Annotated in this window: 20 protein-coding genes; 19 read left to right on the plus strand and 1 reads right to left on the minus strand. The window is 47.0% G+C overall.

Annotation, left to right across the window (positions count from 1 at the left end; translation table 11 throughout):
• Window positions 1-204 precede the first annotated feature (204 nt).
• The 9 genes from MHI48_RS12400 to MHI48_RS12440 all read left to right on the plus strand — a co-directional run bounded on the left by MHI48_RS12400 (window position 205) and on the right by MHI48_RS12440 (window position 9897).
• A complete protein-coding gene (locus MHI48_RS12400) occupies window positions 205-744 on the plus strand; it encodes a GNAT family N-acetyltransferase (RefSeq protein ID WP_076327776.1) in 540 nt (179 codons plus the stop codon).
• Window positions 745-909: 165 nt separating this feature from the next.
• Window positions 910-1185, plus strand: coding sequence for a hypothetical protein (locus tag MHI48_RS12405; RefSeq protein WP_076327777.1), 276 nt, complete (start codon window positions 910-912; stop codon window positions 1183-1185).
• Between the two features lie 11 nt (window positions 1186-1196).
• Window positions 1197-1997 (plus strand): phosphotransferase, encoded by an 801-nt coding sequence (locus MHI48_RS12410; protein WP_076327778.1) that lies wholly within the window; start codon window positions 1197-1199, stop codon window positions 1995-1997.
• Between the two features lie 236 nt (window positions 1998-2233).
• Entirely contained in the window at window positions 2234-3115 is an 882-nt protein-coding gene (locus tag MHI48_RS12415; RefSeq protein ID WP_036609061.1) for an AraC family transcriptional regulator, read from the plus strand.
• 22 nt (window positions 3116-3137) lie between these two features.
• Window positions 3138-4409, plus strand: coding sequence for a sugar ABC transporter substrate-binding protein (locus MHI48_RS12420; RefSeq protein WP_076327779.1), 1272 nt, complete (start codon window positions 3138-3140; stop codon window positions 4407-4409).
• A gap of 91 nt (window positions 4410-4500) precedes the next feature.
• The gene (locus MHI48_RS12425; protein WP_076327780.1) at window positions 4501-5406 is read left to right on the plus strand and encodes a carbohydrate ABC transporter permease; all 906 of its coding nucleotides are present in this window, start codon (window positions 4501-4503) and stop codon (window positions 5404-5406) included.
• Complete coding sequence (locus tag MHI48_RS12430) at window positions 5406-6230, plus strand: carbohydrate ABC transporter permease (protein ID WP_076327781.1); 825 nt, start codon at window positions 5406-5408, stop codon at window positions 6228-6230. Before MHI48_RS12425 ends, MHI48_RS12430 begins: the two co-directional genes overlap by 1 nt.
• A 5-nt stretch (window positions 6231-6235) precedes the next feature.
• Window positions 6236-8791, plus strand: coding sequence for a hypothetical protein (locus tag MHI48_RS12435; protein WP_076327782.1), 2556 nt, complete (start codon window positions 6236-6238; stop codon window positions 8789-8791).
• Between the two features lie 35 nt (window positions 8792-8826).
• Window positions 8827-9897, plus strand: coding sequence for a glycoside hydrolase family 105 protein (locus MHI48_RS12440; RefSeq protein ID WP_076327783.1), 1071 nt, complete (start codon window positions 8827-8829; stop codon window positions 9895-9897).
• 60 nt (window positions 9898-9957) lie between these two features.
• On the opposite strand, the gene MHI48_RS12445 is transcribed toward MHI48_RS12440, so the two are convergent.
• Window positions 9958-12207, minus strand: coding sequence for an FAD-dependent oxidoreductase (locus MHI48_RS12445; RefSeq protein WP_076327784.1), 2250 nt, complete (start codon window positions 12205-12207; stop codon window positions 9958-9960).
• Between the two features lie 146 nt (window positions 12208-12353).
• Here MHI48_RS12445 and MHI48_RS12450 point away from each other — a divergent pair, with 146 nt between their 5' ends.
• The 10 genes from MHI48_RS12450 to MHI48_RS12495 all read left to right on the plus strand — a co-directional run bounded on the left by MHI48_RS12450 (window position 12354) and on the right by MHI48_RS12495 (window position 24418).
• The gene (locus tag MHI48_RS12450; RefSeq protein WP_405144125.1) at window positions 12354-13118 is read left to right on the plus strand and encodes a helix-turn-helix domain-containing protein; all 765 of its coding nucleotides are present in this window, start codon (window positions 12354-12356) and stop codon (window positions 13116-13118) included.
• A gap of 364 nt (window positions 13119-13482) precedes the next feature.
• Complete coding sequence (locus MHI48_RS12455; RefSeq protein ID WP_405144127.1) at window positions 13483-15816, plus strand: endo-1,4-beta-xylanase; 2334 nt, start codon at window positions 13483-13485, stop codon at window positions 15814-15816.
• 198 nt (window positions 15817-16014) lie between these two features.
• On the plus strand, window positions 16015-17835 hold the full coding sequence (locus tag MHI48_RS12460; RefSeq protein WP_405144129.1) for a sensor histidine kinase: 1821 nt from the start codon (window positions 16015-16017) through the stop codon (window positions 17833-17835).
• 182 nt (window positions 17836-18017) lie between these two features.
• Window positions 18018-18869, plus strand: coding sequence for a helix-turn-helix domain-containing protein (locus MHI48_RS12465; RefSeq protein ID WP_405144131.1), 852 nt, complete (start codon window positions 18018-18020; stop codon window positions 18867-18869).
• Window positions 18870-19037: 168 nt separating this feature from the next.
• Window positions 19038-20354, plus strand: coding sequence for an ABC transporter substrate-binding protein (locus MHI48_RS12470; RefSeq protein WP_405144133.1), 1317 nt, complete (start codon window positions 19038-19040; stop codon window positions 20352-20354).
• A 209-nt stretch (window positions 20355-20563) separates the two neighbouring features.
• Entirely contained in the window at window positions 20564-21445 is an 882-nt protein-coding gene (locus MHI48_RS12475; protein WP_405144135.1) for a carbohydrate ABC transporter permease, read from the plus strand.
• Window positions 21446-21463: 18 nt separating this feature from the next.
• Entirely contained in the window at window positions 21464-22360 is an 897-nt protein-coding gene (locus tag MHI48_RS12480; RefSeq protein ID WP_405144137.1) for a carbohydrate ABC transporter permease, read from the plus strand.
• A 189-nt stretch (window positions 22361-22549) separates the two neighbouring features.
• Window positions 22550-23098, plus strand: coding sequence for a glutathione peroxidase (locus MHI48_RS12485; protein ID WP_405144139.1), 549 nt, complete (start codon window positions 22550-22552; stop codon window positions 23096-23098).
• A 65-nt stretch (window positions 23099-23163) separates the two neighbouring features.
• Complete coding sequence (locus tag MHI48_RS12490; protein WP_047842609.1) at window positions 23164-24027, plus strand: AraC family transcriptional regulator; 864 nt, start codon at window positions 23164-23166, stop codon at window positions 24025-24027.
• A 136-nt stretch (window positions 24028-24163) separates the two neighbouring features.
• A complete protein-coding gene (locus MHI48_RS12495; protein WP_036609033.1) occupies window positions 24164-24418 on the plus strand; it encodes a hypothetical protein in 255 nt (84 codons plus the stop codon).
• Window positions 24419-24423: the final 5 nt, after the last annotated feature.

Below are 24423 nucleotides of genomic sequence, written 5' to 3' on the forward strand. Positions count from 1 at the left end.
ATTACTGTCTGGCTGTATCCGTGTAAACGGCGTGTTCCTGTAAAAGGGACATGCCGTTTTTTTGTGCTACCGGAGATGAAGATGAACAACATTTACCAATGCATTTTACATAAGCCACATACAGAATTCATTAAATCCCACAATAGCTTTTATATACTTAATTTGCTTGATATAGCGAACTAAAAGGACTAGGTGGTAGACAGAATGTTAAAAAAACGTGATTTGCAGGAATGCCTTTCACTGTACAGCTTAATGATGGACCCCGCAGTTTCTCCTTACGTTCGTTATCAATGCCAATCGTATGAAGAATATCTATTCCTGACCAAACAATTGATGGTCGAAGAAGAGCAAAAGACAGTGATTTCCCGAACGATTTTGAATGAAACAGGGCAGCCTATTGGTACCATTGATCTATATCATATTGAGCATCAAACCGGTTTTTTAGCCACATGGATTGGTTCACCGTTTTTTGGAAATGGGTATAGCCAAAGAGCCAAATCAGCCTTTTTTGTTGAATTGTTTCTGGAACATGGGATTGAAACGGTATTTATGAAGATACGCAAGCAGAATATAAGATCCAGAAAAGCGGTACAAAAACTGCCTTATGTGAAATTAGCGAATGATGTGTATCCAGATGTATATCAACGGATTAATATGAATGAACAGATGTATGATCTGTATTATGTTGAACGATCAGCCTTTTTCGAAAATAGTATGGATCTGCACCAAGTGGTAGCTACGTAACTTATTCAGAGAGCGTCAACAGCGGCGTCAGTGATGACGCCGCTATTTGATATGATGATATAGAACGGACCGTGAATATAACATGCAGGAATATAGACTAGAGAATCGAAAGACATTAAGTAGATAACCTCATAAAAAGTGGATGGTTAATTAAGGAGGCATGAAATGAATAATATTAACAAGATTTTGGGTGTAGTCCTCATGCTTGGCAGTGTGTTTATTACAACGATGGAGAGAATTTCAATACGAGTATCTGTCGCTATAGTAGAAGCAGGATACGCTTCAGGAGGGACGAACGTACCCCAGTTCGCTCAGATGAACGAGCATCCAACAGGTTTACTCGTATACTTCATGTTTTTTGTTGGATTCATACTATTGGTGGCGGGATTCCCCGGGAGTTATAAGAAAAATCGTAATCATGGGTATAACAAGGAAGTTTAGCTTGAGGAGGGATGAAAGTGGCCCAACAGGAGGAAGTGTTATCGGGAGGTAATGTGAATCAGGTCGTCAGAATAGGTGAGACGGTTCGACGGCATACGAAACCAAATCCATATGTGATTGAATTGCTTTTACATCTCGAAAAAGTTGGTTATGATCATGCCCCTCTATTTCTGGGAATAGATGAACAGGGGAGAGAAACGCTCTCTTACCTTGAAGGCATCGTTCCAGGCAATGACTACCCTGATCTAGAAGAGTATATGTGGTCAGACGAATCTTTGATTGAAGTCGCAAAACTGTTGAGGAGTTACCATGATGCGACCGTTGGATTTACAACAACATCAGTTTCAACGAACAGATATCCAGGCATAACAGAAGATGAAGTTGTATGTCATAACGATTTTGCGCCGTATAATGTGGTGTACAAGGATGGCCGTCCTCAAGGCATTATTGATTTTGATATGGCGGGTCCGGGTCCGCGAATGTGGGATATCGCCTATGTCTTGTATACATCCGTTCCACTCGCAAATTTCTCACCAGAGATGGACGGAAAGGGTGTAATGCCATACGTCAGCCAGGCACACGGAACTGTTCGAAAAGAACGGATTGCCTTATTCATGGCTACGTACGGGCTGAGTGTTCCAGCAGATTTGAAGGATTGGGTCATATCACGTATCCGTTTCATGTGTAAAACACTGACTGATCGTGCGGCTGATGGAGATGTCGCTTTTATGAAGATGGTCGAAGAGGGTCATCTGGCCCACTATGAGAAAGAAGTCATTTTTCTTGAAAACCATTGGGATGAATGGGTTTGAAAGGTAATGCTAATGGACCGCGTGATAGCCTACGGGCTGGACAGCGGTTTTTTTTGTGTCTATCTTCGAATCCCTATAAATTCCTTTCTAATCATTTTCAACAATTGTGATCAACAATACAGCAATATAGTTCAGATTAGATCGAAATAACTGTGATACAATTCATTGTAAAGCGCTATCATTGTAAATTATTAAACTATATTGCTTTTTATATTCTGGGAAGGGAGATCTTACTGATGCTAACCATACACACCCCGACGAATATTGCTTTGCAGGAAAATGAAGTTTATGTGCGATCAGAAGCAGATAATTTTCAGGATGAATGGCCTGTTCATACGCATAATGGGTATGAGATACATTATTTTATTCAAGGAGATGCAACCTTTTTAATCGGTGACCGAATATATAAGCCGCTGCCTGGAGATATGTTTATATTCAGAGGCGGTGTGCCCCACCGAATCAATCCTTCAAGAGAAATGGTGTACAAGCGAAGTTTTGTCAATTTCACGGAATTATTGCTTTTGGACATGCTTGCTGTCAGTCAGTTAGAGAATCTGATGTCCATATTCCGTCATCCCAATGGGTTATTGGTGCATTGGCCTCCGGAGGAGCGTGAGTATATCACAGCTATATTTAAGGGAATCAAGGAGGAGATGGGGGCAGGAAATACAGGGTACAAAACAATGGTCAAATTAAGTCTTACCCAATTGCTACTGCGGATTTACCGGAAAACAACCAGTGAGCAATCCGCCAATCCTATCTTATGTTCTTCCCAGAAGCAAACAAGCGTAAGCCGGGTTCTTCATTATTTAAACCAGAACTACACGGAGAATGTTTCATTGGATGAACTGTCCAAAACACTCCATTTGAATAAATACTACATTTGTCACTCTTTCAAAGAGACGACGGGATATACCATAAGCAATTATGTTATACGGAAAAGAGTTGCAGAGGCCAAAAAATTGTTGCTGTCTACGGATGCACCGATTTTGTCCATATCTGAGACGCTAGGTTTTAACACACCTGTATATTTTAGCAGGGCCTTTAAACAATATGTGGGTGTATCACCACAGTTATTCCGTAAAAGTGAATTGCTCAACGAAGCCAAAATTCATTAGAACCTTCCAAGGAGATGTTGATATGACAAGAAGAACAACGTTTAAGCTCATCACTAGCATGGTATTGGTCATGTTACTCATCGTATTGACTGCTTGCGGAAATTCAGGTACCAATGCTAATCCAAAACAAACAACCCTGGATTTCCTGTGGTTCTCTGACGGAAAAGAAGGAGAAGTCATCAAGGAAATCATTAAAGAGTATGAGCAGACCAATACCAAGATTAAAATCAACCTGATTGAAGTTGGCTTCAAGGATATCCAAACCAAATTAAAAACAATGTTATCCGGTGGAAAGCCACCTGCCTTGAGCCGGGTCACGGATACCGGATCATTTGCTAATCAGGCGGTTGATCTGACACCTTACGTGGACAATGCGGACCAATTCGAGGATCAATTTATTGACTCACTTAAACCTTATTATGTTATTAATGATAAGCTGGTAGCGGCGCCTATGGATGTTACAGCGAATGGGCTTATTTATAACAAAACCTTATTTGATAAAGCGGGCGTCAAAGTACCGACCTCTCCTGACCAGGTATGGACGTGGGATGAATACACAGCTGCGTTAAAAGAGGTTATGGACAAAGGCGGAGCACGTTATGGCATGGTATGGGATGTCACACCGCATAGATGGTCCACTCTTTTGTATCAGAATGGCGGAAGCATCTTAACAGAGGATGGCACTGCAGCAGCGATTAACAGTGAAGCCGGAATTCGTAGCATGGAGCAGTTCAAGCAGCTTCATCAAGAAGGAATCATGCCCGAATCCGTATGGCTCGGAGGGGAAAATCCGAACAACCTGTTCCGTTCCGGGACGGTGGCTACCCACTGGGCTGGCAACTGGATGATCAGCAATTACAAGGATATCACTGATTTTGAATGGGGAGTCACCTACATGCCAAAAGGAACACAACGTTCTTCCGTACCAGGCGGGAAGTTTCTGATGGCATTCAAAGGCAGCGGATATGAGCAGGAGGCGGCAGAATTTATTGAATACTTAACGTCCAAAGAAGTGAATTCAAAATATAACCAAGAATCATTGTTTATGAGTCCACGGAAGGACAGCTCTGTATTGAATTATGAATTCGGCAAGGAAATGTTTGAAATTTTCGCAGATGAACTGAAGAACAGTTCGCCTCTTGCAGCTAATGACTGGTCCAGACAGACCATTATATCCAAAATTTCAACGGACCTAAAAAATAATATTGTTGAGGTTTTATCCGATAAGGCAACTCCGCAGGAGGCATTGGATCGAACAGCCAAGCTGATTAACGAGGCTATTGGCAGTCAATAAACGTAAAGCCATGTGGTTAATTCGTATACGGGGGCTTAGCGATTCCTGTAAAGCCTCCCTTTCGAATAACGCATAAGGAAGGGGCAAGCAGATGAGTGAAGGACAACGATTAAACAAAAATACGCTGGCAAAACAGAACAGGAAGCTCATTATTGCTCCTTATCTGTTTATACTACCTAACCTCCTGATCTTTGGAACTTTTATCGTATTTCCCTCTTTATTGGGCCTCTATTATTCCTTCCATGTCTATGATGGATTGAACCCAATGAAGTTCAACGGGCTGGATAATTATATCAAAATTATAGGGGATCGGGAATTTTGGTCGACCATCGGACGAACGGGGATTTATGCAGCGATTGTTGTCCCGCTAATATATGCAGCAGCGTTAGGCATTGCTTTGCTGCTTGCGCGCGAGATTAGAATGCGCGGGTTCTTCAGGGCCGTATTTTACTGGCCGACCATGATTTCTTACATTATCGTTGGATTGACCTGGAAGTGGATTTTCGGAGATTCATTCGGCATCTTGAATCATCTGTTAACCGTGGTTGGTGTGGAACCTGTTGGTTTTTTAACTTCTTCCTTTTGGGCAAATACGGCTGTAATCATCGCGACAGTGTGGTCACGTGCAGGCTTTTTCATGGTCATTTTTATCGCGGGTTTGCAGGCTATACCTACGGATTATTATGAGGCTGCCCGCTTGGACGGGGCAACGGGAATAAAGGTGTTTCGATATATTACGCTCCCGTTGTTGAAGCCCACAAGTTTGCTTGTTGTTATGCTGACTCTGATTGACGCGTTCAAAGCATTCCCACTTATGTTTGCGCTTACAGGTGGTGGGCCGGGCAAAGATACCACCTATATTGTTCAATATATTTATGAGATTGGCTTTAACAGACAGGAGCTCGGTCTAGCCAGTGCCATGTCGGTGATACTGTTTATCCTTATTGGTGGATTCTCGGCTCTGCAATTCCGTCTATCGAAAGGAGGGGCTACGTAATGGTAATGAAGCCTATGGTCAAAATCTTCATCTACAGTCTGTTAAGTGTTGCCGCAGTGGTGTGGCTCCTGCCTGTCCTGTGGGTCGTGATTTCTTCTCTGAAAACGAATAGTGATCTGTACAGCTTCCCTCCCAAGTTGTGGCCGCAACCCGTCACCTTTGAGCATTTCAAGGAGGCATTCAGTAAAGGCGATTTTGGCTTGTATTTTATGAATAGTACGATCGTAACTGTAAGCTCAACGCTGCTACTGTTATTGATTAACTCCATGGCAGGTTTTGCATTGGCGAAATATCGCTTCCGCGGAAGCGCGATCATATTAATTGCTTTTGTCTCAACACTCATGATTCCGATTGAGGTAATTATGATCCCAATATTCAAGGTGCTGAGTGCACTGGGGCTTTATAACAGTCTGCTCGCGATTATTATCCCGCCAGCAGCAACCCCAACAGGTGTGTTCCTTATGCGGCAGTATTTGTTGTCCGTACCGGACGAGCTGCTGGAAGCTGCCCGGATGGATGGAGCTGGCGAATGGAAAATTTACTGGAGCATTATTCTTCCGATAGCGAAGCCGATTCTTGCGGTGCTCGCAATTTTCTCCTTCATGTGGAGATGGGATGATTTTGTATGGCCGTTAATTGCGATTAGTGATCCATCGAAATATACGATTCAGCTTGCGCTCTCTAATTTTATTGGAGAATACAACGTGGATTGGGGAAGTTTGCTTGCGATGTCCGTCATCACGATGCTTCCGGTACTCATTGTTTTTATGGTTTTCCAGCGGTATTTTGTCAGCGGTATGATTACTTCAGGAATGAAAGGATGAGTTGAATGTCAGATACCACCCGGAGTGGGATGGATACCTTGAATTATAAACCTATGAAATTAGGTCACAATCAGGTCATTAATCATTGGATGATCAGCGGCATATATACGAAGCCTGTTGCCTTTGTTCCAACAACGATGGAGGGAGATATTAATGATTGGCTTATTGATGGTTTTGCCATTCATGAGAATCCATGCAGAAAGGAATTTGTAGAACATAGGAGAACGCAGCCTGTGAAGCGATTTTTTGATCAATGGAGCGAGTTTCCTAGCCCGGGAGACGACTTCGTTGGAGAAGAGAACGGAATGCCTTGGGCACTGTATTCTCCTTGGAATAATCCACGTGTGGAGCAATCAGGATTTTGGTTTGTACCGACACATCTGCGCAGTTACGCGGCGACAAGACTCATTTCTCCGACTGCTCATACCGCCTCTTTGCGGATTAAGACCTATGGCAGTCTGACGTTGTGGGTGAATGGGGAAATGGTAACGGATTTTGCGCCACTCATGCGTAACAAGGAGCAGGAAATCGTAATTAAAGCTGAACTTGTAGCTGGAATTAATGAGATCTATGCCTGCTGGGAGGATCTGGCTGAGCGGGATACCATGTATGCCTTTGCGTTGGAATATCTGGGCGACGAGGAATTGGTGATTTCCCTGCCTATTGCTCCTCATTTGGCGGAGTCTGTAAAATCCGCAGAGCAAGCCCTCGAACAGGCTTATTTTCCTTCGGATCTCTTCAGAGGTGAGCAGATTAAGCTCAAGCTGCCGCTTCCCTTGCCGGATATCGTTAGAGAGGTTGATATTCAGTATGGCAATTTTTTTGACGGTACCGAAAACAAGACGATACACATCGCCGAAAAGGAAACGGACTTGGTCCTGGCACATACGAATCAACTCGGTCATCATTACGTATATTTCACGCTGGCTATTTCAGTTTCAAATGTTGTACTAACCAAGAAGTTTGGCTGCCAATCCTATGATACGAGCTATGATGAGGCAGCTCAGCAAGCTGCGGATATTGAAGCCCGCAAATCCTTGGCTCTGCGATGTATTGCCGAGAAGGGCAGTCCCAATATTCATAAGGCCATTGCCATGCTCAAAACAGGAGGTAATCTGCAAGAAGCGGAGAACATTTTGCTTGAGGGTGTGGAAGGGATTGAGCAACGGAAGGATTGCAGTGACTTCTATCTGGTGGGACTGTTCCGTCTTTGGAGAGATGAGCGAAATAGCGGTCTGTTTAGTGAATCGTTCTGGGATCGGGTGAAAGCAAGTATTCTGGGCTATCGGTATTGGATTGATGAACCTGGCGATGATGTGATGTGGTTCTTCAGTGAGAACCATGCCTTGTTGTTCCATACCAATGAACTGTTAGCCGGACAGCTGTTTGGAGATGAAACGTTCAGCAACAGTGGTGAATCCGGTGAAGTACACCGTCAAAAAGCAGAGCAGAGGCTTGCATTATGGTTTGAGCGCTTTTTGGATGAAGGATTGGCAGAATGGAATTCGAGTGCATACATTCCGATTGATGCGGTTGGGTTGTTGCATATCTATGAATTTGCCCATAATGAACAGCTCAGACAGCAAGCCAAAAAGGCAATGGACCTATTATTCTATTATATTACCGTTCAGATGCATCAAGGAGTCTTGTCCACAACGTTTGGGCGCAGCTATGAGAAGGAACTGCTGGGTGGTTATGCAGCGGGAACCACTTCAATGTGCTGGATCGCTTATGGCGTTGGCAATGTAAACAATTATTCAATAAGCAATGTTGCCTTGAGTTTATCGGATTACAGCCCTCCAGCAGCATATCAGGAGCATCTGTTGCTTGGGGACAATCAGCAGTTGGTGTTCGCTAATCAGCAGGGCAAGGGAGGTTACGCCAAGCTCTATCATTGTCGGACCAGGGAATACTCCTTATCCTCAATCATTCGCTTTCGTCCAGGCAAGCCAGGTTATCAGGAGCATGTCCAGCATTTATCTCTGTCACCTGAGGCGCTGATCTGGGTGAATCATCCGGCAGAAATATACAAGCATGGGGATGGTCGACCTTGCTTCTGGGCTGGGAATGGGATATTGCCCGATGTTGTTCAGCATGAGGGGATCGCTTTGATGATGTTTGATATTCCTGCGGATCACAATTCTGACTGGACACATGCTTATTTTCCTACTCACTCCTTCACGGAATGGGTAAGGCATGAGAACTGGCACTTTGCCCGTTTGGATAAGGGTTATGCAGCTATATATGCGGCCAACGGGACGAGTATGGAGAGCAGCGGGGTGACAAGAAAACGTGAGCTTATTTCACCTGGCTTGCGTAACGCCTGGATTATAAGAGCAGGAAGCGAACAGCAATTCGGGTCATTTGACGCTTTTATCAACCAAGTTCGTTCTGCAAGCCCGCAATTCGATAATCAAGCTTTAACTCTCACTCTAACAGACCCGGTATATGGTCCAATTCAATGGGGAATGAACAAGCCTTTTCTTATTAAAGAAGAGGAAATTATACACGAAGGTTATGGAGTGAAGGGACAACTGAAGTTACTGGACATGGAGCGCTGAATCGTGTGTAAGAAACCAAGGGAGTGATAACCAACATGCTGAATCAAATGGTGCTGCAGGAGAGAATAAGCAAGGTATCCCAAGCGATGGAGTCTATGAAAAACACAAGCATCAATGAACAGTTTCCCATCGGACTAATCGACATACATCTATGGGAATGGCCGCAAGGTGTCGGTCTGTATGGCTTGCTTCAGCTTCATGAGGCAACGAAAGATCCCAAAGTGCTAGAATTTCTGGAATCATGGTATAATGCAAGGCTGATGGAAGGGTTACCGGAAAAAAATGTGAACACCTGCGCTCCGCTCCTTACTTTGATCTCATTATGCGAGCTGACCGGAAACAAGGAGTACGAACAGGTCTGTGAGGAGTGGAGCAGTTGGATCATGGATGGACTGCTGCGAACCGGAGATGGTGCGTTTCAACATATGATCACGGGAGATGCCAATGATGGTCAAATTCTGATTGATACCCTGTTTATGACGGTGCTATTTTTGGCCAAGGCAGGGGTATACTTCAAGAAACCCGACATGGTGGAAGAAGCCAAACGACAGTTCCTTGTGCATATCAAATATCTATATAACAAGAAAACCGGATTGTTCTATCATGGCTGGGATTTCAATGAAAATCATAACTATGGTGCTGTTCATTGGGGAAGAGGCAATGCATGGTATACGGCGGGAGTTATGGATTTCCTGAATATCATTCCGATCGAAGACGGGCTAAAGGCATATCTGTTGGATACAGCAACCGCTCAAGTCAGAGCACTGAGCAAGCTTCAAGGTGAGGATGGCATGTGGCACACTGTGCTGGATGATCCAACCTCTTACAAAGAAACCTCGGCAACGGCAGCGATTGGATACGGCATTCTCAAGGGAATCCGGTATGGATACCTGGATGAATCCTATCGCCAGAATGGCTTGAGTGCGCTTGAAGCGGTGTTGAAACAAATTGATGATAACGGAGTTGTACAGCAGGTGTCCTATGGTACACCTGTGGGGCAGGATGCTCAGTTTTATAAAGATATAGCGATCAGTCCGATGGGATATGGACAAGCACTTACGTTGTTTATCCTGATTGAGGGCTTGCGGGCTCCAACCGCCGAATAGAAAAAGGTGGACTTTGTGTGGAGGATAGGGGATACAGTTTCCTGTATCCTCCTTTTTGTTTTAGTAAGCTCGAATCTCGATTAATTCCGCATATCTGCTGCCATTTGTGGCATCAATTATGATTCTCAGAGCCTTAGCTGACATAGGGACATCCAGGGAATGAATAACTTTTCTTTTGTGATTTTCTTGAACACTTGCGACTTGTGTCCATTCGCCAGCAGGAGTCAGTACCTCCACGTGATAATCACACACCAGCTCAGGCATCACACGGAATGTTGTGTGATGGTGATGTAAATTAACCAGATCCTCGTTCACATCATCATTAAACGTCAAGTGCAACTCAGCCAAGGTTTGTGGCTCTTTCCATGTCAGTTGCACCCATTCAGGATTGCCAGACTGCATCGGCTGCGACATCCACTGTTGCGGCCCACCGTAAGGGCGATGATAACCGTTAATCGTGTTGTCCGCTGAATATGCCGAAGTCTCAGAGAGGGTACGACAGCAGAATGGCTGACGCGCCAACCCCTGCATGGACCATAATACGACAGGCTGATCCTTGGCATGATCCTCCAGATTTTTGGACACGTGGTTTTCTTCTGTTTTGAAGAAGATCAGCACCCCGCTGTGTGCTTCTGTCGAATGGTAGAGTGAGACGGCTTTATTGGAGCGGATGATTATAAAAGCATTCTGCGGTTCTTCCGGTCGCCATTCGAGCGGCAGCTTCACCCACTGCGCAGTTCCTGTTGTAACGTTAACAGTCGCCGTAACTTGTAACGAATGCGGGACGTAGTTCTCCTTACGCCCCGTATCCCACAGCTCTACCGTCAGTGCGGTATCGCTGGATGCATCCAGCAGTAGCTCCAGGCCGCTGAGCACTGGATGCACAGGCAGCAACAGGGCGACATCTGTACCCAGCGGGTACGTCTCGCCAGGCTGCTCAAGGGCGATGCCCGTCAGCGTGCTGGAGGCTGTAACCCGGGCACGCCGGGCCAGATCCAGCTCATCGTGGCTGCGCACCCCGATGATGGAAGCGTCCTGCCGCAGCAACGTCTGCTGCAGGACCGCCAGATGCCTCGCGTGTAGCTCGCGCGGCGACACCCCCATGGACGCGCAGAGCGCCGCGCCCGTACCCGCGGCTTCGCCGATGACCGCGCATGTTGCCATGACGCGCGTTGTGCCGAAGGCGACATGTGATGCACTGATGTCGCGCCCGGCCATGAGCATATTCCGCACATTTGCGGAATACAGCGAGCGGAACGGCACGTGATATACGCCATCGGCATGCATATGCTTCGAGCCACTCGCTTCGGCGTACATGCCCTGCGGGGGATGCAGGTCAATGGACCAGCCGCCAAAGGCAACGGCATCCGGGAACTCCCGCTGGCTGATAATATCGTTCTGGGTGAGCACATAGTCACCCGTGAAGCGGCGGTACTCCCTTTTGCCAGGTAGCGAACCAATCCACTCCAGCGTCATATGATCTGCATCAAACTTGCCGGAGTTCTTGATATAGTCCCAGATCCCGTAGATCACGGACCACAGTTCATCACGGATCAGCTCATTGTCATGAACGGTGTCATGTTCACCGCCCCATTCAATCCACCAATAATGACAACCGGAATCCCCGCTGCGAATGACCCGGCGAATCGGAATGCTGGTCTGTGTAATATCCTTGGCAAAAGAAGGCGGGATATAACGGACAGGCGCACCAGCATCCTTGGTATAAAAGAGGAGTGTACTGCCCAGCGTGATCTGATCAGCCACCTCTGGTGCCCACTCTTCGCCATACTCGCTGCGGGCTTCCCGGCCGAGTGCAAACTTGGCTCCAGCCAGAAAGCCTACCAATCCATCACCCGTACAGTCCAGATAGATCTGACTTTCGAATCGGATTTTGCGCTCAGAACCCATCATCCAGCCAGTGACAGAGGTGATCTTTCGTTCATCCCCATCGCCAGTAGCCTCGACTTCATGTACATCCGTGTTCAGGTACAGGCTGATGTTGGATTCAGCTCGAACGGCTTCCAGAATGATCAAGTCCCAGAGATAAGGGTTGCCCTCTGGATTACGATACTGATTCTCTACAAATAGTTCTCCCATGATGCCCGTCTCGCGGGCATAGCGGTTAATTCCGTGGGCGGTGGCACCGCACACCCAGACCCGAACCTCGCTGCTGGAATTGCCGCCAAGCACGGGGCGGTTCTGCACCAGCGCCACCTGCTGCCCCATGCGGGCAGCGGCTATCGCGGCGCATACACCAGCAAGTCCTCCGCCGATGACGGTGATGTCGTATTGTACATGTTCTTGTTTCATATCTGTGACCTCCTTAACTGAAGTTAGATCCACCTTGACTCCAACTACATATCTATAATTTCATCTTAGATTTATATATTCACTTTTTAAATGCACTATACTATCATCAAACATATACTTTATTTCACAGAAAGGGTGGTCAAGTCATGGAGCTGCTTAACCACATCTACTGGAAGCAAAAAGGGGAATTTGCTCTTACGGAAGATATCTATACGACTTGGGTGGCTTTTGCCGTCGAAGAGGGAATATTCCATTATGAGATTGGGGGTCAGATCGGAGAAGCGAGTTTTGGCGATCTGGTGCTGTGCCCCCCGGCGGTTCCTTTTCGGCGGACAGTCATTACCCCGCTGACATTTCACTATTTACAGTTTAGCAGTAGCCTGGAGGAGGAGGAGTTTCTGCCACCAGCCGGAAAATCGCTGATTAATGACACGAAGCGGTTAGCCTCGACGTACGCTTATTTACGTCAGGACAGTGAGGAGAATAAGGAGGAAGTTGCCCGTTGGAAGACACATTTTATGATGGATTTGTGGCAGTTGTATCAGGTGGAACGCAGACAGAATCGCTTAAAGGAGCGGAGATTTACCGAAGACGCACGAATGGCTGAAGCGGCAGCGCTGCTGGAGGAGCGGGCGGAAGAGGAGATCAGCCTTCAGGAATTGGCACAGCGACTGGCCTTGAGTCCGGTGCAGTTGACAAGGCGTTTCCGGGAAGCTTTTCAGGAGACGCCATCAGGCTATCTCAAACGGGTCCGTCTGAAAAAAGCGCAGAACCTCTTGGCTGACAGCAGCCTGACCCTTAACCAAATTGCCGAGCGATGCGGATATGAGAACGGTTTTTATCTAAGTAGAGTGTTCTCCAAAACGTTGGGCATAAGTCCATCTGAGTATCGCAGGAGACACAGGGTGTAGGCTGAAAGAAGTAAGCAGAAAGCTTTGAAGACTACTTTAAAGACAACTTTTGAAGCCAGCGGAGCACCAGGTATACACCTTCGTTATGGGTTGTCAGATTATGGAGGAGCTGGTGTGAATGAGTGCAGAAGCAATGGATACTGCATTTCTAACCGAAATTAGAGGGGGGAAGTACATTTCAGTTGTAGATCATAGACAATTTATACTATAATTTACCATATGGAGTCCTTATCCGAACGTATGCCCCCCCGTATCCGTTTGAATGAGGACTCTGATTTTATAACTAAAACCAAGGAGGTGGATATGGCCTTAGCCTTTGGAATAAGGAATTCATCCTAATATTCGATAAAGGAGAATGGAAGCGATGAGAAAAATGATATTTTTGAAAGCGCTTAAATTTGTTTTGATGATAACGTTGTTAGTTCCTTTGTATTGGTCGGCTCCATCTGTCCATGCGGCAGAAGGGGAAAATACCTTGATTCTGAGTCATGATTTTGAAGATGGCACGGTCCAGAGCTGGAGCGGACGCGGTGAAGTAGAAACGCTTCATGCAAGCGCCGTTGCAGCGCGTACCGGAGATTATGGACTGGAAGTGAGCGGGCGTGCTATGACATGGCATGGGCCAGCGCTGGATGTGACAGAACTTTTGGAGGTGGGACAGGCGTATGTGTTCACTGGCTGGGTGAAGCTTCCGGCGGGAGCGTCCAGCACAAACCTCAATATGTCTTTACAGCGTACCCTGCCAGATACAACACATTATGAAAATTTAACATTCGGTACCGCATCCGCAGGCGGATGGACCAAGCTTACTGCACAGTTTAAAATGCTGGAACCAGCGAATCAGTTATCGGTTTATTTTGAAGTGCCAGACCGTGCCACAGCTTCTTTTTATGTGGATGATTTCCGATTGGAGAAGTTGCCGGATCTCGGACCCATTGTGATCGAAGAAGACATTCCTTCCCTACAGGATGCTTTTGCGGGCAAGTTTCGAATTGGGACGGCCTTCACGAACAATGAACTGCTGACCGAACCTGACAAGCAGCTGCTTACGAAGCATTTTGATAGTCTGACACCAGGCAATGTTCTGAAATGGGACAGTACCGAGCCGCAAGAGGGTATGTATAATTTCAGCGGGTCGGATGCCGCAGTCGCTTTTGCAGCAGCGAACGGACAAGAGATACGTGGGCATACCCTCGTTTGGCATACACAAACTCCGGATTGGGTATTCCACGATGCCAACGGCAATCTGGTGAGCAAAACGGTGCTGTATGAACGGATGCAGCAGCATATTGAGACGGTAATGGAGCGTTATCAAGGCCAGATCTACGCTTGGGACGTTGTGAATGAAGTCATTGATGCCTCCGAGCCGGATGGCCTGCGGCGCAGTCTGTGGTACCAGATTGCCGGGGAAGAATATATTGAGAAAGCATTTGAATTCGCCCATGCAGCCGACCCGGATGCCAAGTTGTTTATTAATGACTACAATACCCATGAGCCGGCCAAAAGCCAGGCCCTCTACAATCTGATCACTCGCCTTCAAGCCAAGGGTGTGCCTATTGACGGAGTCGGCCATCAAACACACATCAGCCTCTTTTATCCAACCCTTTCGGAAATTGAGAGTTCCATTGTCAAATTTAAGGCGCTGGGCCTCGAAACACATATTACTGAGCTTGATGTAAGTGTATATTCCAATGATTCGCAATCTTATGATATCTTCCCGGAAGAACTGAAGACACAGCAGGCGGCGCTGTACAAGTCCCTGTTCCAGATCTTCCTGAGGCATACGGACACAGTCAAAAATGTTACTTTGTGGGGCAAGGATGATGCCAATACCTGGCTACGAACCTTCCCGGTCGCCCGCAACAACTGGCCGCTGCTTTTCGACGAGCGACTCCAGTCCAAGCCAGCCTATTGGTCCGTATTAGAGACGGTCCAGGTCGAGGCAGTACCAGCCGCTCCGCAGAATTTGACCGCCACTGCGGTTAGCGACAACAGCATCAATCTAAGCTGGAGTGCATCTGCAAGTGCGACCTCCTATACGGTAAACAGGTCGCTGACAGCAGCCGGACCGTATACATCTGTGGCCGCTGTATTGGGAACAAGCTATAAGGATATGGCGGTATCTGCTGGAACCACCTACTACTATGTGGTGAATGCGGTTAACAGCGTTGGGAAGAGTGTGAACTCCGTTCAAGCTTCCGCAAAGGTCCAGGGTGGAGGGCCGCCAGAGCCTGCTGGTAATCTGACCCTAGCCTATCGTGCAGGGGATACAAATCTGCTCGATAACCAAATGAAACCGCAGTTTGTCATTCACAATAACGGTACCTCCACAGTTAGCCTGAATGAACTGACAATTCGTTACTGGTATACAGTGGACGGGGAGAAACAACAATCCTTTTTCTGTGATTATGCACAGCTTGGAGGCAGTCAGATCAGCGGTAGCATAGTGAAACTGCCTGCACCTGTTCCTGGAGCGGACCATTATCTGGAACTGAAGTTCGGTACCGGAGCAGGCGTGATCCCGGTCGGAGGAAGCTCTGGGGAGATACATACCCGGTTGCACAAAGCAGACTGGTCCAATTACAGCGAAGGGGATGATTATTCCTTTAACCCGCTGCAGACCTCTTTTGCCGATTGGACCAAGGTAACTCTTTACCGGAACGGCGAGCTTGTCTGGGGAGTGGAGCCTATATCCTAATTTGCTAAGTCGTTATATCTAGCCTAGCCGGAGATCCCAGATCTCCGGTTTTTTTAATGCAATAGAACAAATCTGTGTATCTCTATCCCTTCCCTGGCAACTGGTATCACATATCCATGCGAATGAGCCCGGCCCCGGCCGAAGCGGGGGAACTGATGGTATAATGATCTCAATAATTGCAGGAGGAGCGCTGAGGGGATGACAAAGCCCGACTGGAAGACCTTTTTGCCGCATAAGCTCAGGTATCGGCTGTTTGGTGCGTTTGTGGTGTTGATTCTGCTGCCATTCAGCGTACTTAATGTCTACAACTATGGACAGATCGAATCTCTGGTTGAGCAAAAAATCAGCGAACAGAGCCACGAGCAACTGGTGCAGATGTATGGTTCTCTGGAGGACCAGATGAGTATTGCATTCAAAACCCTGATTTTTCTGGAACAGGATTCAGCCGTAAGAAACGCCCTGACTTCTCCAGACAATCGTTCTCCTCTTGAGAATAAGTCGTTGGTGGAAGAGAAGTTCAAGATGATCAACAACAGCTTTTTTCTATATAATCCTTCCGTGTACTTCACACTGTTAGATTTTCATGATAACGTTTACACTTCGTATTTGCCCAAAAAAGCTCTGGCCTATGGCCCTTATCGGGAACAATTTCGCAAGCATCTTGGAGAAATGACCTTTATTAAGGGCAACACTGATTCAAACTCGTTTCCATCAGAAGAGTTGCTCTACCGCTGGGATGCCCGGGATACCAACCATGTCCTGCGGGAGCTATCCTCCAGCCCGTATCTGTTGTCCCTCTATGCGTATATGAAGGACAGTGGCGGCAGAAGGTACGGAATGGCACGGATCAGCATCGATTATTCGTACTGGTTTCAGTCTATGTTGAAGGATTCGCAGAGCAATCAGGAGTATTTCCTGATTACTGGCAATGGGGAAACGATTGCCCGCTCGTCCGAAAAAGCGGTACTTTCCCCAGACGTGACCCGGGAAATTGCACTTCATCCGGCAGAGGCCTATCTGACGGATAATGATTCAGATACGCTGATTAACTACGTATACATCGAGTCACTGGACTGGTACATGGTAAATCGTATTCCACTAGCTGTGTTGTTTACGGAAATATCGGGGCTTAAGCAGCGCTATTTTTTAACGTTTTTTTGCTTCACAGCAGCATTTGTGCTCATGGCCTTTATGATCTCGGCGACGTTCACTCGGCCTTTATCACATCTGCAGAACCAGATGAAGGAGGTTGTACGCAAAAACCTCAAGGTCCGTATCCCTGAAGGCCGCAGCCGCGGAGAAGTGCTGGAACTAACCCGTACGTTCAATACGATGCTGGATGATGCCAATCAGATGATCAACAGACTCAAGGCGGAGGAACGCCAGAAGGAAGCGGTACATTTTCATATGCTCCTGGCCCAGATGAATCCGCACTTTCTCCTGAATACATTGAATACAATGAAATGGAGTGCGATCCGCAGCGGGAATGAAGAGATCTCCGAGATGTGTGTTTCCTTGGGCAAATTACTGGAGGTCAGCCTGAATTCACAGGTCGAATTGGTATACCTGAAGGACGAGATTGAGTTGGTTCAAGCCTACCTTCATATCCAGCGGATTCGTTACCGTGATAGCTTTGAGGTGACTTGTGAATTTGACGAAAAACTTGAGTATGCGCTCGTGCCCAAGCTGAGCTTGCAACCACTGGTGGAGAATGCCATTCACCACGGTGTCGGGCCACTGGAGCAGCTTGGTCAGATCCGCATCGGAATTTACAGGCAAGACACAGGAAAGCTGATGCTGGAGGTGGCAGACAACGGAATTGGCATGGAGGAATCCCGGCGTCAGCAGATGACCCGCACACGTCCGGGAATTGGTCTGTCTAACCTTAAGGAACGATTGCGATTATTGTTCAAAGGCCAAAGTGAACTTGAAGTGATTGATACCAAGCCGGGGACATTAGTGAGGTTCAGCATTCCTTTTTTATTGTCGACGCCTTACTTACAGAAGCGATCAGACTAGGGCGTGTCTGAAAACTCCGAAGGAAGCAGATTTTGCTGAATTTTCGTTCCGAGCAAGGAAGTTTTCCGCAGGCGTGCCGAGGCACGTCAAGGGAAAGTGACGAAGCATGGGGCGAAAAGGCGGTAAAAGATGCACTTCGCGAGTTTTGAGAAACGCCCTACGACTGGAGAGGGGAATCTGGCATGTGGAAAGTATTACTTGTAGAGGATGAGGTATTCGTACGAGAGTCGGTGAGAGAGATTATTTCCTGGGAAGAGCTGGGCTTCACGGTCATCGGGGAATCCGGTAACGGGACCGAAGCGCTGGCGATGATTATACAGGATACACCGGATCTGGTACTGACCGATATTGTCATGCCGGGTATGGATGGTCTGGAATTACTCAAACAGACCCGTCAGGCCGGGTTAAAAACCAAGTTTGTCATGCTCACCTGTATGGGGGAGTTCGAATATGTACGCCGTGCAATGGAATACGGGGCTTCCAATTATATTCTGAAACTGTCCATGAGTGTGAATTCACTTCGTGATACACTCCGTAAAGTAAGTGCAGAACTGGGAGCTTCAACTGAAACCCGGACAGAGACAGATCATCATGAAGTGCCACCTTCCACACCGGTTCTCACATCAACGCTTGTTTCGCCTGATTCTCTTACGGTCTCTTCTGCGCCCCCGTCTGAAACTGATCTTCCATTTACACCTGTTCGTGAGCCGATTGTGAAGCATCCGGAGATTAGCAAAATAATTCAGTATATCGTGCAGCATTACGACCAGGACATTACCGTCAAATCCATGTCACGATATGTGATGATGGGCGAGAATTATGTGAGTGCTTTGTTCAAAAAGAAAACCGGCCATACCCTGATTCATTACTTGCATGGGGTACGGATGGAGAAAGCGGCTGAATACTTGCGCGAGACGGATCTTCCTGTACAGGAGATTGGTTACCGGGTAGGGTTCGGAAGTGATAATTATTTCATTAAAATATTCAAGCGTTGGACCGGTTGCACGCCCAGCCAGTATCGCCATCGTTCGTGACTCACAGGATGAGTAGAAGGAATATGTGTACGGAGTGCTCAGGCAAGCACAAGTAAATCCGTATTTTTGTTCAATCCGAATCATGGATATGTATCTTATGAACCCAGCAAGGTCCCTGCTACGATGTTACGGAAGGTACACTTCAATTCAGGGAGGTCATGTGACCAGATGAGAATCAAAAAAGGATTAACGGGATTAATCGTAGGTGCGCTGATGCTGGGCTTGCTTGCCGGCTGTGTAGGTAAAAATGAGACGAACGGTGGGGATAACGGAGGTGGAGCGGCAGGGGGAAAAGTGAAGCTCACCATGTGGGGCGCGGTGCCGCCCGAGAATGGTCCACAGGAAGTGGTGGATACCTGGAATGCGGAGCATCCGGATATTCAGGTGGAATATGTGCGGTTTGTGAATGATGATGATGGCAATCTGAAGCTGGATACGGCGCTGTCCACCGGGCAGAACGTTGACCTGTATGTCAACTATACCCTCACAAATCTGGATAAACGCATCAAGGGTGGGACAGCACTGGATCTGGGCGAGTTCTCCGATTATAACATTGATGAGAAAATGGGTGAAGATGCGGCTTCCTGGAAAGTGGACGGCAAATATTACGGGATGCCAACCAAGAAAAACGCTGCCTTCTTCGCTTTAAATATGAAAGCGCTTGATCAAGCGGGACTGAGCGTACCAACAGCCTGGACTTGGGATGAAGCCCGTGAATATGCACTCAAACTGAAGACAGCTGGCTTCAAGTACGGATTGGTGCAGCATACCGCTTCCTATGTAGACCCGCTCGATTCCGTTCTGGTGAAGAACGGTTATGTTAAGGCAGACGGCACTTCCAACCTAGATGATCCGCTTGTCACTAAATGGCTGGAGACTTTGAACGGAATGATGAAGGAGGATGCAACCACCCCTCCGCTCGGAGAGCAGCTGACTTCCAAAATGCCGGTGGAGAACATGTTCCTTGGCGGTGAGTCTGCCATGATTAATATCGGCGAATGGCTGATCCGCACATCAAACAACATGACCGAGTTCCCGCGGGATTGGAAAATCGCCTTTGCCCCTGTACCAAGACTGGCTGCACAAGAAGCAGATATGGTGAAAAGTGGAGGACTTGGTGACTTTATTGCGATCAATTCCAAGTCAAAAAATAAAGAAGCCGCATGGGAGTTCCTGAAATGGTACGCCGATGGGGGAATGATGCCGATGGCTGCGGGTGGACGTTTGCCTTCATCGAATGCCGTTGATCAGCAGACTGCCATTGATCATTTGCTTGGCGATTATGCCGATTCTTATGACAAGGAGTCACTGGAATTTGTGTTGTACGGTGACGAGACACCTACGTTTGTCCGCAGCATTGCGCAGGAAGTGGTCGATCTGCGTGCACAGGAGTATGAAAAGTTCTTCCTTGGTAACCAGACTGTCGAAGTTACGGTACAGAACATGGTCAAACGACATAATGACTGGCTGAAGCAGAATCAATAGACTGCAAAAGCAATGAGTCCAAAAGCCGTCCCAATGGGGCGGTTTTTTTCTATATAAGCAATAGAACAATTCCATGTTGTTTCTCTCCAGAAAGGCACTGCCGAAATACATATATCTGTGATATCAGGTACAGGGTTATGTTCCTTAAATGTTAGAGGACATCTTGTTATGCTTAATTCCAGAACAGATGTTAAGGAGTGGGGGAGCATATGCATAAATCCTGGATGAAACGGCAGAGCAGGCTCGGGTATCTGTTTATTGGGCCCAATATGATTGGCGTGCTGTTGTTTTTTATTATACCGGCTGTCTATTCGTTCTATCTCATGTTCACTGATTACAAATTCATGAGCCCGGAGACGAATTTTGTCGGGCTGGACAATATCCGCCGGATGTTGAATGATGAGTTGTTTGGCGTGGCGCTGCGAAATACATTTGTATTTCTGTTAGCGGTTCCGGTATCGATGGGGTTGGCATTTATCGTGGCGGTGGCGCTGAACAAGTCGGTGTATTGGCAAAAAACGCTGCGTGCCCTCTATTTCATGCCCTATATCACCAGCGGTGTTGCCATCGCCTTTGTCTGGATGCTGCTGTTCCAGCCAACATCGGGGCCCATTAATGGCTTCTTGCGGGGAATCGGTATTACGAACCCTCCCGGCTGGTTATCAACAACCGAATGGTCCATGTATGCGATTGATATCATCTGGATTTGGTTCATGCTGGGTTACAACATGATTATTTATCTGGCCGCTTTGCAGGAAATCCCGGAGGAATTGGTTGAGGCAGCACGGATTGATGGAGCCCGGCCTTGGCAGACCATACGCCAAGTGATCTGGCCGCTTGTGAGTCCAACGACCTTTTTGCTGCTGATCACGGGGCTGATTATGACCATCAAAAACTTTGGTATCATTCAAGCGATTACCCAGGGTGGGCCGGGGAACAGCACAACCGTGCTGTCGCTCTTTATTTATCAAAATGCCTTCCGATATTACGAGATGGGATACGCTGCTGCCATTAGCTGGGCACTCTTTGCCATCATCATGATCTTCACTGTATTGCAGTGGCTCGGTCAGAAACGTTGGGTTCACTATTAAGGAGGGGAGGGAATCGTTATGGAGAAACCAATTGTCACGAATGCGAAGCCCACAGCTCCACATTCACCTAAAGTTAAAGTCCGCATGGAGTCCTTGAGCCAGATTCGAAAAATCATACTGACACTTCTGATGTCCGGGTTTGCCCTGCTGATGATTATGCCGTTTATCTGGATGATCAGCACGTCGTTCAAATCTCCTGCGGACGTATTCACCTATCCCATCCAGTGGATACCCTCCAGCCTGAACTGGGAGCATCATATTAAGGTTTGGAGTGGAGCGGATACCTTTGCCACATATTATCTGAACTCGTTGAAAATATCGCTAATTAGCACGATCGGAGCTGTATTTCTCTCGGCTTTTGCAGCCTATGGCTTCGCACGGATTCAATTCAAAGGTCGGGAGACATTGTTCCTGATCTATCTCTCGATGATGATGGTGCCTCCGCAGGTGCTCTTTGTACCGAAGTTCCTGATGTTTGAATGGGTCGGCATATATAATACGCATTGGGCATTGATCCTGCCCGGAATGTTCACGATCTTTGGCGTGTTTATGCTGCGACAATTTTTCCTGTCCGTGCCATCAGAGATATCGGAAGCGGCGTTCATCGACGGTGCCGGTCACCTGCGCATATTCTTCAGGCTGATTCTACCCTTGGCGAAGCCAGCGCTGGCTACCCTGGCGATCATAGATTTCTCATGGCATTGGAATGACTATGAGAATGCGCTTGTGTTCCTGATCGACAAAGACCTGTACACCGTTCCGCTCGGACTGCAGAACTTTATTCTGGAGAACAATGTGGATTACAACGGCATGATGGCCGCTGCCACGGCAGGCATTATTCCGATGATCATCATTTTCCTCGTGGGTCAGCATTATATCATTCAGGGCGTGGCCGGAAGTGCCGTGAAGGGCTGAAGCTGCTGTCACTGTGATCCCATATAATAACCCTTTTGCTGAACGAAGAGATTTTCGCGGCAGAAGGGTTTTCTGTTGAAAGGGAGAGTAACTTATCTTCTCCAATACAATAGTTCAAACTTCGTATATAATTAACAATGACATATGATGCTGTATGACTACATAACTATCGCGAGGTGCACTAGACTTATGCCAACCATCTACGATTTTACCGTAACCAGAACCAGTGGAGAGCGTTTCCCACTCTATCAATATGAAGGAAAACCTGTGCTCATCGTAAACACGGCAAGTAAATGTAAATATACGCACCAGTTTGATGACATGCAGAAGCTGTATGACCAGTACAAGGATCAAGGACTTCAGATTATTGGTTTCCCGTGTAACCAGTTTGCAGAGCAAGAGCCTGGAAGCAGTTCGGAAGCGGAATCGTTTTGCCAGATTAACTATGGTGTGAAATTTCCGATGTTCTCCAAACTGGATGTGAATGGAGAAGCGGCGCACCCGCTCTACGACTTTTTGAAAAGATCAGGGCCTTTTGCCGGCTTTGATGAAATAGATATACAGGCCAAATTATTGAAATTAATGGTGGCTGAGAAGGCACCAGAATGGTTACACGGCGATGCAATCAAATGGAATTTCACAAAATTCCTGATTGATGCAGAGGGTCGTGTGGTCAGACGCTTCGAACCTGTCGACTCCATCGACGAGATTCAAGAGAGTATTAAACAGCTTCTATAATTTCACTTTCATATATCCTACAGGGGCATGATACAAATCGTTTCCCTCTTCCGAACAGGAGGTGCATGAATGTGCCGAGCATGATGCAATTTAGCGCTTCACTGGAGTATAGTTACCGATCCACCAGCATATTTAACCCAGGCAAGTCAGATGGATTCCATTCACATCCACATTATGAGATTTATTATTTTCATGATGGAGAATGTACCTATATCATAGGAGACCGGGTATATAACCTGGAGCCGGGTGATCTGGTGTTAATGCATGGCCTGACTCTTCATCGACCACATCCGAAGCCAGGCAGTGCTTATGAGCGAAGCACACTGCATTTTGATCCGTCTGCAATCCGCAGCAGCCTGCATCCGGACCGTATGGCTGAGGTCCTGAGACCATTTGAAGAACTCAGAAATTGCCGGGTCAATCTGAAGGGAGATAACCGCTCTGAATTCGAAGCTCTATTGCATGATCTTCATCGTCTGTCTCAAAGTCAGAGCAATTTCAGGCAAGAGCGAATGAATGTCAGACTGTGTGATCTGTTGTATTTTGTAGCAGAGATCTGCCAGGGTGATGTCCAGGAACAACTTCCCTCATCGGAGAGGGAGCGGCATGTCCAACACATTATTCGTTATGTGGATACCCATTATATGAAGGACATTGGTCTGGATGATTTGGCACTGGAATTACATCTGTCCAAGCCATATCTGGCAGGCATGTTTAAGGAAATGACAGGTTTGACGATATTTAAATACCTGTATGACCGCCGTATCAATCAGGCGAAGCTTTTGTTTCAGTTTCAGCCTGAGATCACCGTGACAGAAGCAAGTCGATTGTCCGGTTTCAAACGCCTTTCGCATTTTAGTCGGATGTTCAAACAAAGTGTGGGATGTTCGCCTGATCTGTACCGTACCCAATTGCATCGCCAATCATAGAAGTCGTCTTTGAGCTGACCAGCTTGTATGGTTGGCTTTTTTTGTTGATTTTCGTTTGAGGAATGCATCCCACTGTGTTTAGAGGACACGCAGAACAGGTAAAGAAAGGTAATGAACCCAGAGGAGGCGAATATGAATGAAACAGCGCACACCGGATCAGAATAACAACGATACCCAACAGGAACAATCCCGTGACAATCCTGAACAATATAAGACAGAGCACGAAAGTCTGCTTGACCGACATGAAGAAGAACAGACTGTAGATCCAATTCCGATGGAAGATCTGAATATGGAAGCTCAGGAAGAGAAGAATAAAGATCAGACAAAAAGTAACTCGTCTACTGAAGAGAAATACCGGGCGGATTATCGTAAAAAGACGGGCGAAGGATAATTTCA

Source organism: Paenibacillus sp. FSL H7-0942, assembly GCF_045040715.1.
In the GTDB taxonomy this organism is placed as follows: Bacteria; Bacillota; Bacilli; order Paenibacillales; family Paenibacillaceae; genus Paenibacillus; species Paenibacillus amylolyticus.

Excerpts from the sequence above, each read along its gene's own strand:
- MHI48_RS12400 (WP_076327776.1), top strand. The coding sequence starts at position 205 with ATGTTAAAAAAACGTGATTTGCAGGAATGCCTTTCACTGTACAGCTTA.
- MHI48_RS12405 (WP_076327777.1), top strand. The coding sequence starts at position 910 with ATGAATAATATTAACAAGATTTTGGGTGTAGTCCTCATGCTTGGCAGT.
- MHI48_RS12410 (WP_076327778.1), top strand. The coding sequence starts at position 1,197 with ATGAAAGTGGCCCAACAGGAGGAAGTGTTATCGGGAGGTAATGTGAAT.
- MHI48_RS12415 (WP_036609061.1), top strand. The coding sequence starts at position 2,234 with ATGCTAACCATACACACCCCGACGAATATTGCTTTGCAGGAAAATGAA.
- MHI48_RS12420 (WP_076327779.1), top strand. The coding sequence starts at position 3,138 with ATGACAAGAAGAACAACGTTTAAGCTCATCACTAGCATGGTATTGGTC.
- MHI48_RS12425 (WP_076327780.1), top strand. The coding sequence starts at position 4,501 with ATGAGTGAAGGACAACGATTAAACAAAAATACGCTGGCAAAACAGAAC.
- MHI48_RS12430 (WP_076327781.1), top strand. The coding sequence starts at position 5,406 with ATGGTAATGAAGCCTATGGTCAAAATCTTCATCTACAGTCTGTTAAGT.
- MHI48_RS12435 (WP_076327782.1), top strand. The coding sequence starts at position 6,236 with ATGTCAGATACCACCCGGAGTGGGATGGATACCTTGAATTATAAACCT.
- MHI48_RS12440 (WP_076327783.1), top strand. The coding sequence starts at position 8,827 with ATGCTGAATCAAATGGTGCTGCAGGAGAGAATAAGCAAGGTATCCCAA.
- MHI48_RS12445 (WP_076327784.1), bottom strand. The coding sequence starts at position 12,207 with ATGAAACAAGAACATGTACAATACGACATCACCGTCATCGGCGGAGGA.
- MHI48_RS12450 (WP_405144125.1), top strand. The coding sequence starts at position 12,354 with ATGGAGCTGCTTAACCACATCTACTGGAAGCAAAAAGGGGAATTTGCT.
- MHI48_RS12455 (WP_405144127.1), top strand. The coding sequence starts at position 13,483 with ATGAGAAAAATGATATTTTTGAAAGCGCTTAAATTTGTTTTGATGATA.
- MHI48_RS12460 (WP_405144129.1), top strand. The coding sequence starts at position 16,015 with ATGACAAAGCCCGACTGGAAGACCTTTTTGCCGCATAAGCTCAGGTAT.
- MHI48_RS12465 (WP_405144131.1), top strand. The coding sequence starts at position 18,018 with ATGTGGAAAGTATTACTTGTAGAGGATGAGGTATTCGTACGAGAGTCG.
- MHI48_RS12470 (WP_405144133.1), top strand. The coding sequence starts at position 19,038 with ATGAGAATCAAAAAAGGATTAACGGGATTAATCGTAGGTGCGCTGATG.
- MHI48_RS12475 (WP_405144135.1), top strand. The coding sequence starts at position 20,564 with ATGCATAAATCCTGGATGAAACGGCAGAGCAGGCTCGGGTATCTGTTT.
- MHI48_RS12480 (WP_405144137.1), top strand. The coding sequence starts at position 21,464 with ATGGAGAAACCAATTGTCACGAATGCGAAGCCCACAGCTCCACATTCA.
- MHI48_RS12485 (WP_405144139.1), top strand. The coding sequence starts at position 22,550 with ATGCCAACCATCTACGATTTTACCGTAACCAGAACCAGTGGAGAGCGT.
- MHI48_RS12490 (WP_047842609.1), top strand. The coding sequence starts at position 23,164 with ATGAATGTGCCGAGCATGATGCAATTTAGCGCTTCACTGGAGTATAGT.
- MHI48_RS12495 (WP_036609033.1), top strand. The coding sequence starts at position 24,164 with ATGAAACAGCGCACACCGGATCAGAATAACAACGATACCCAACAGGAA.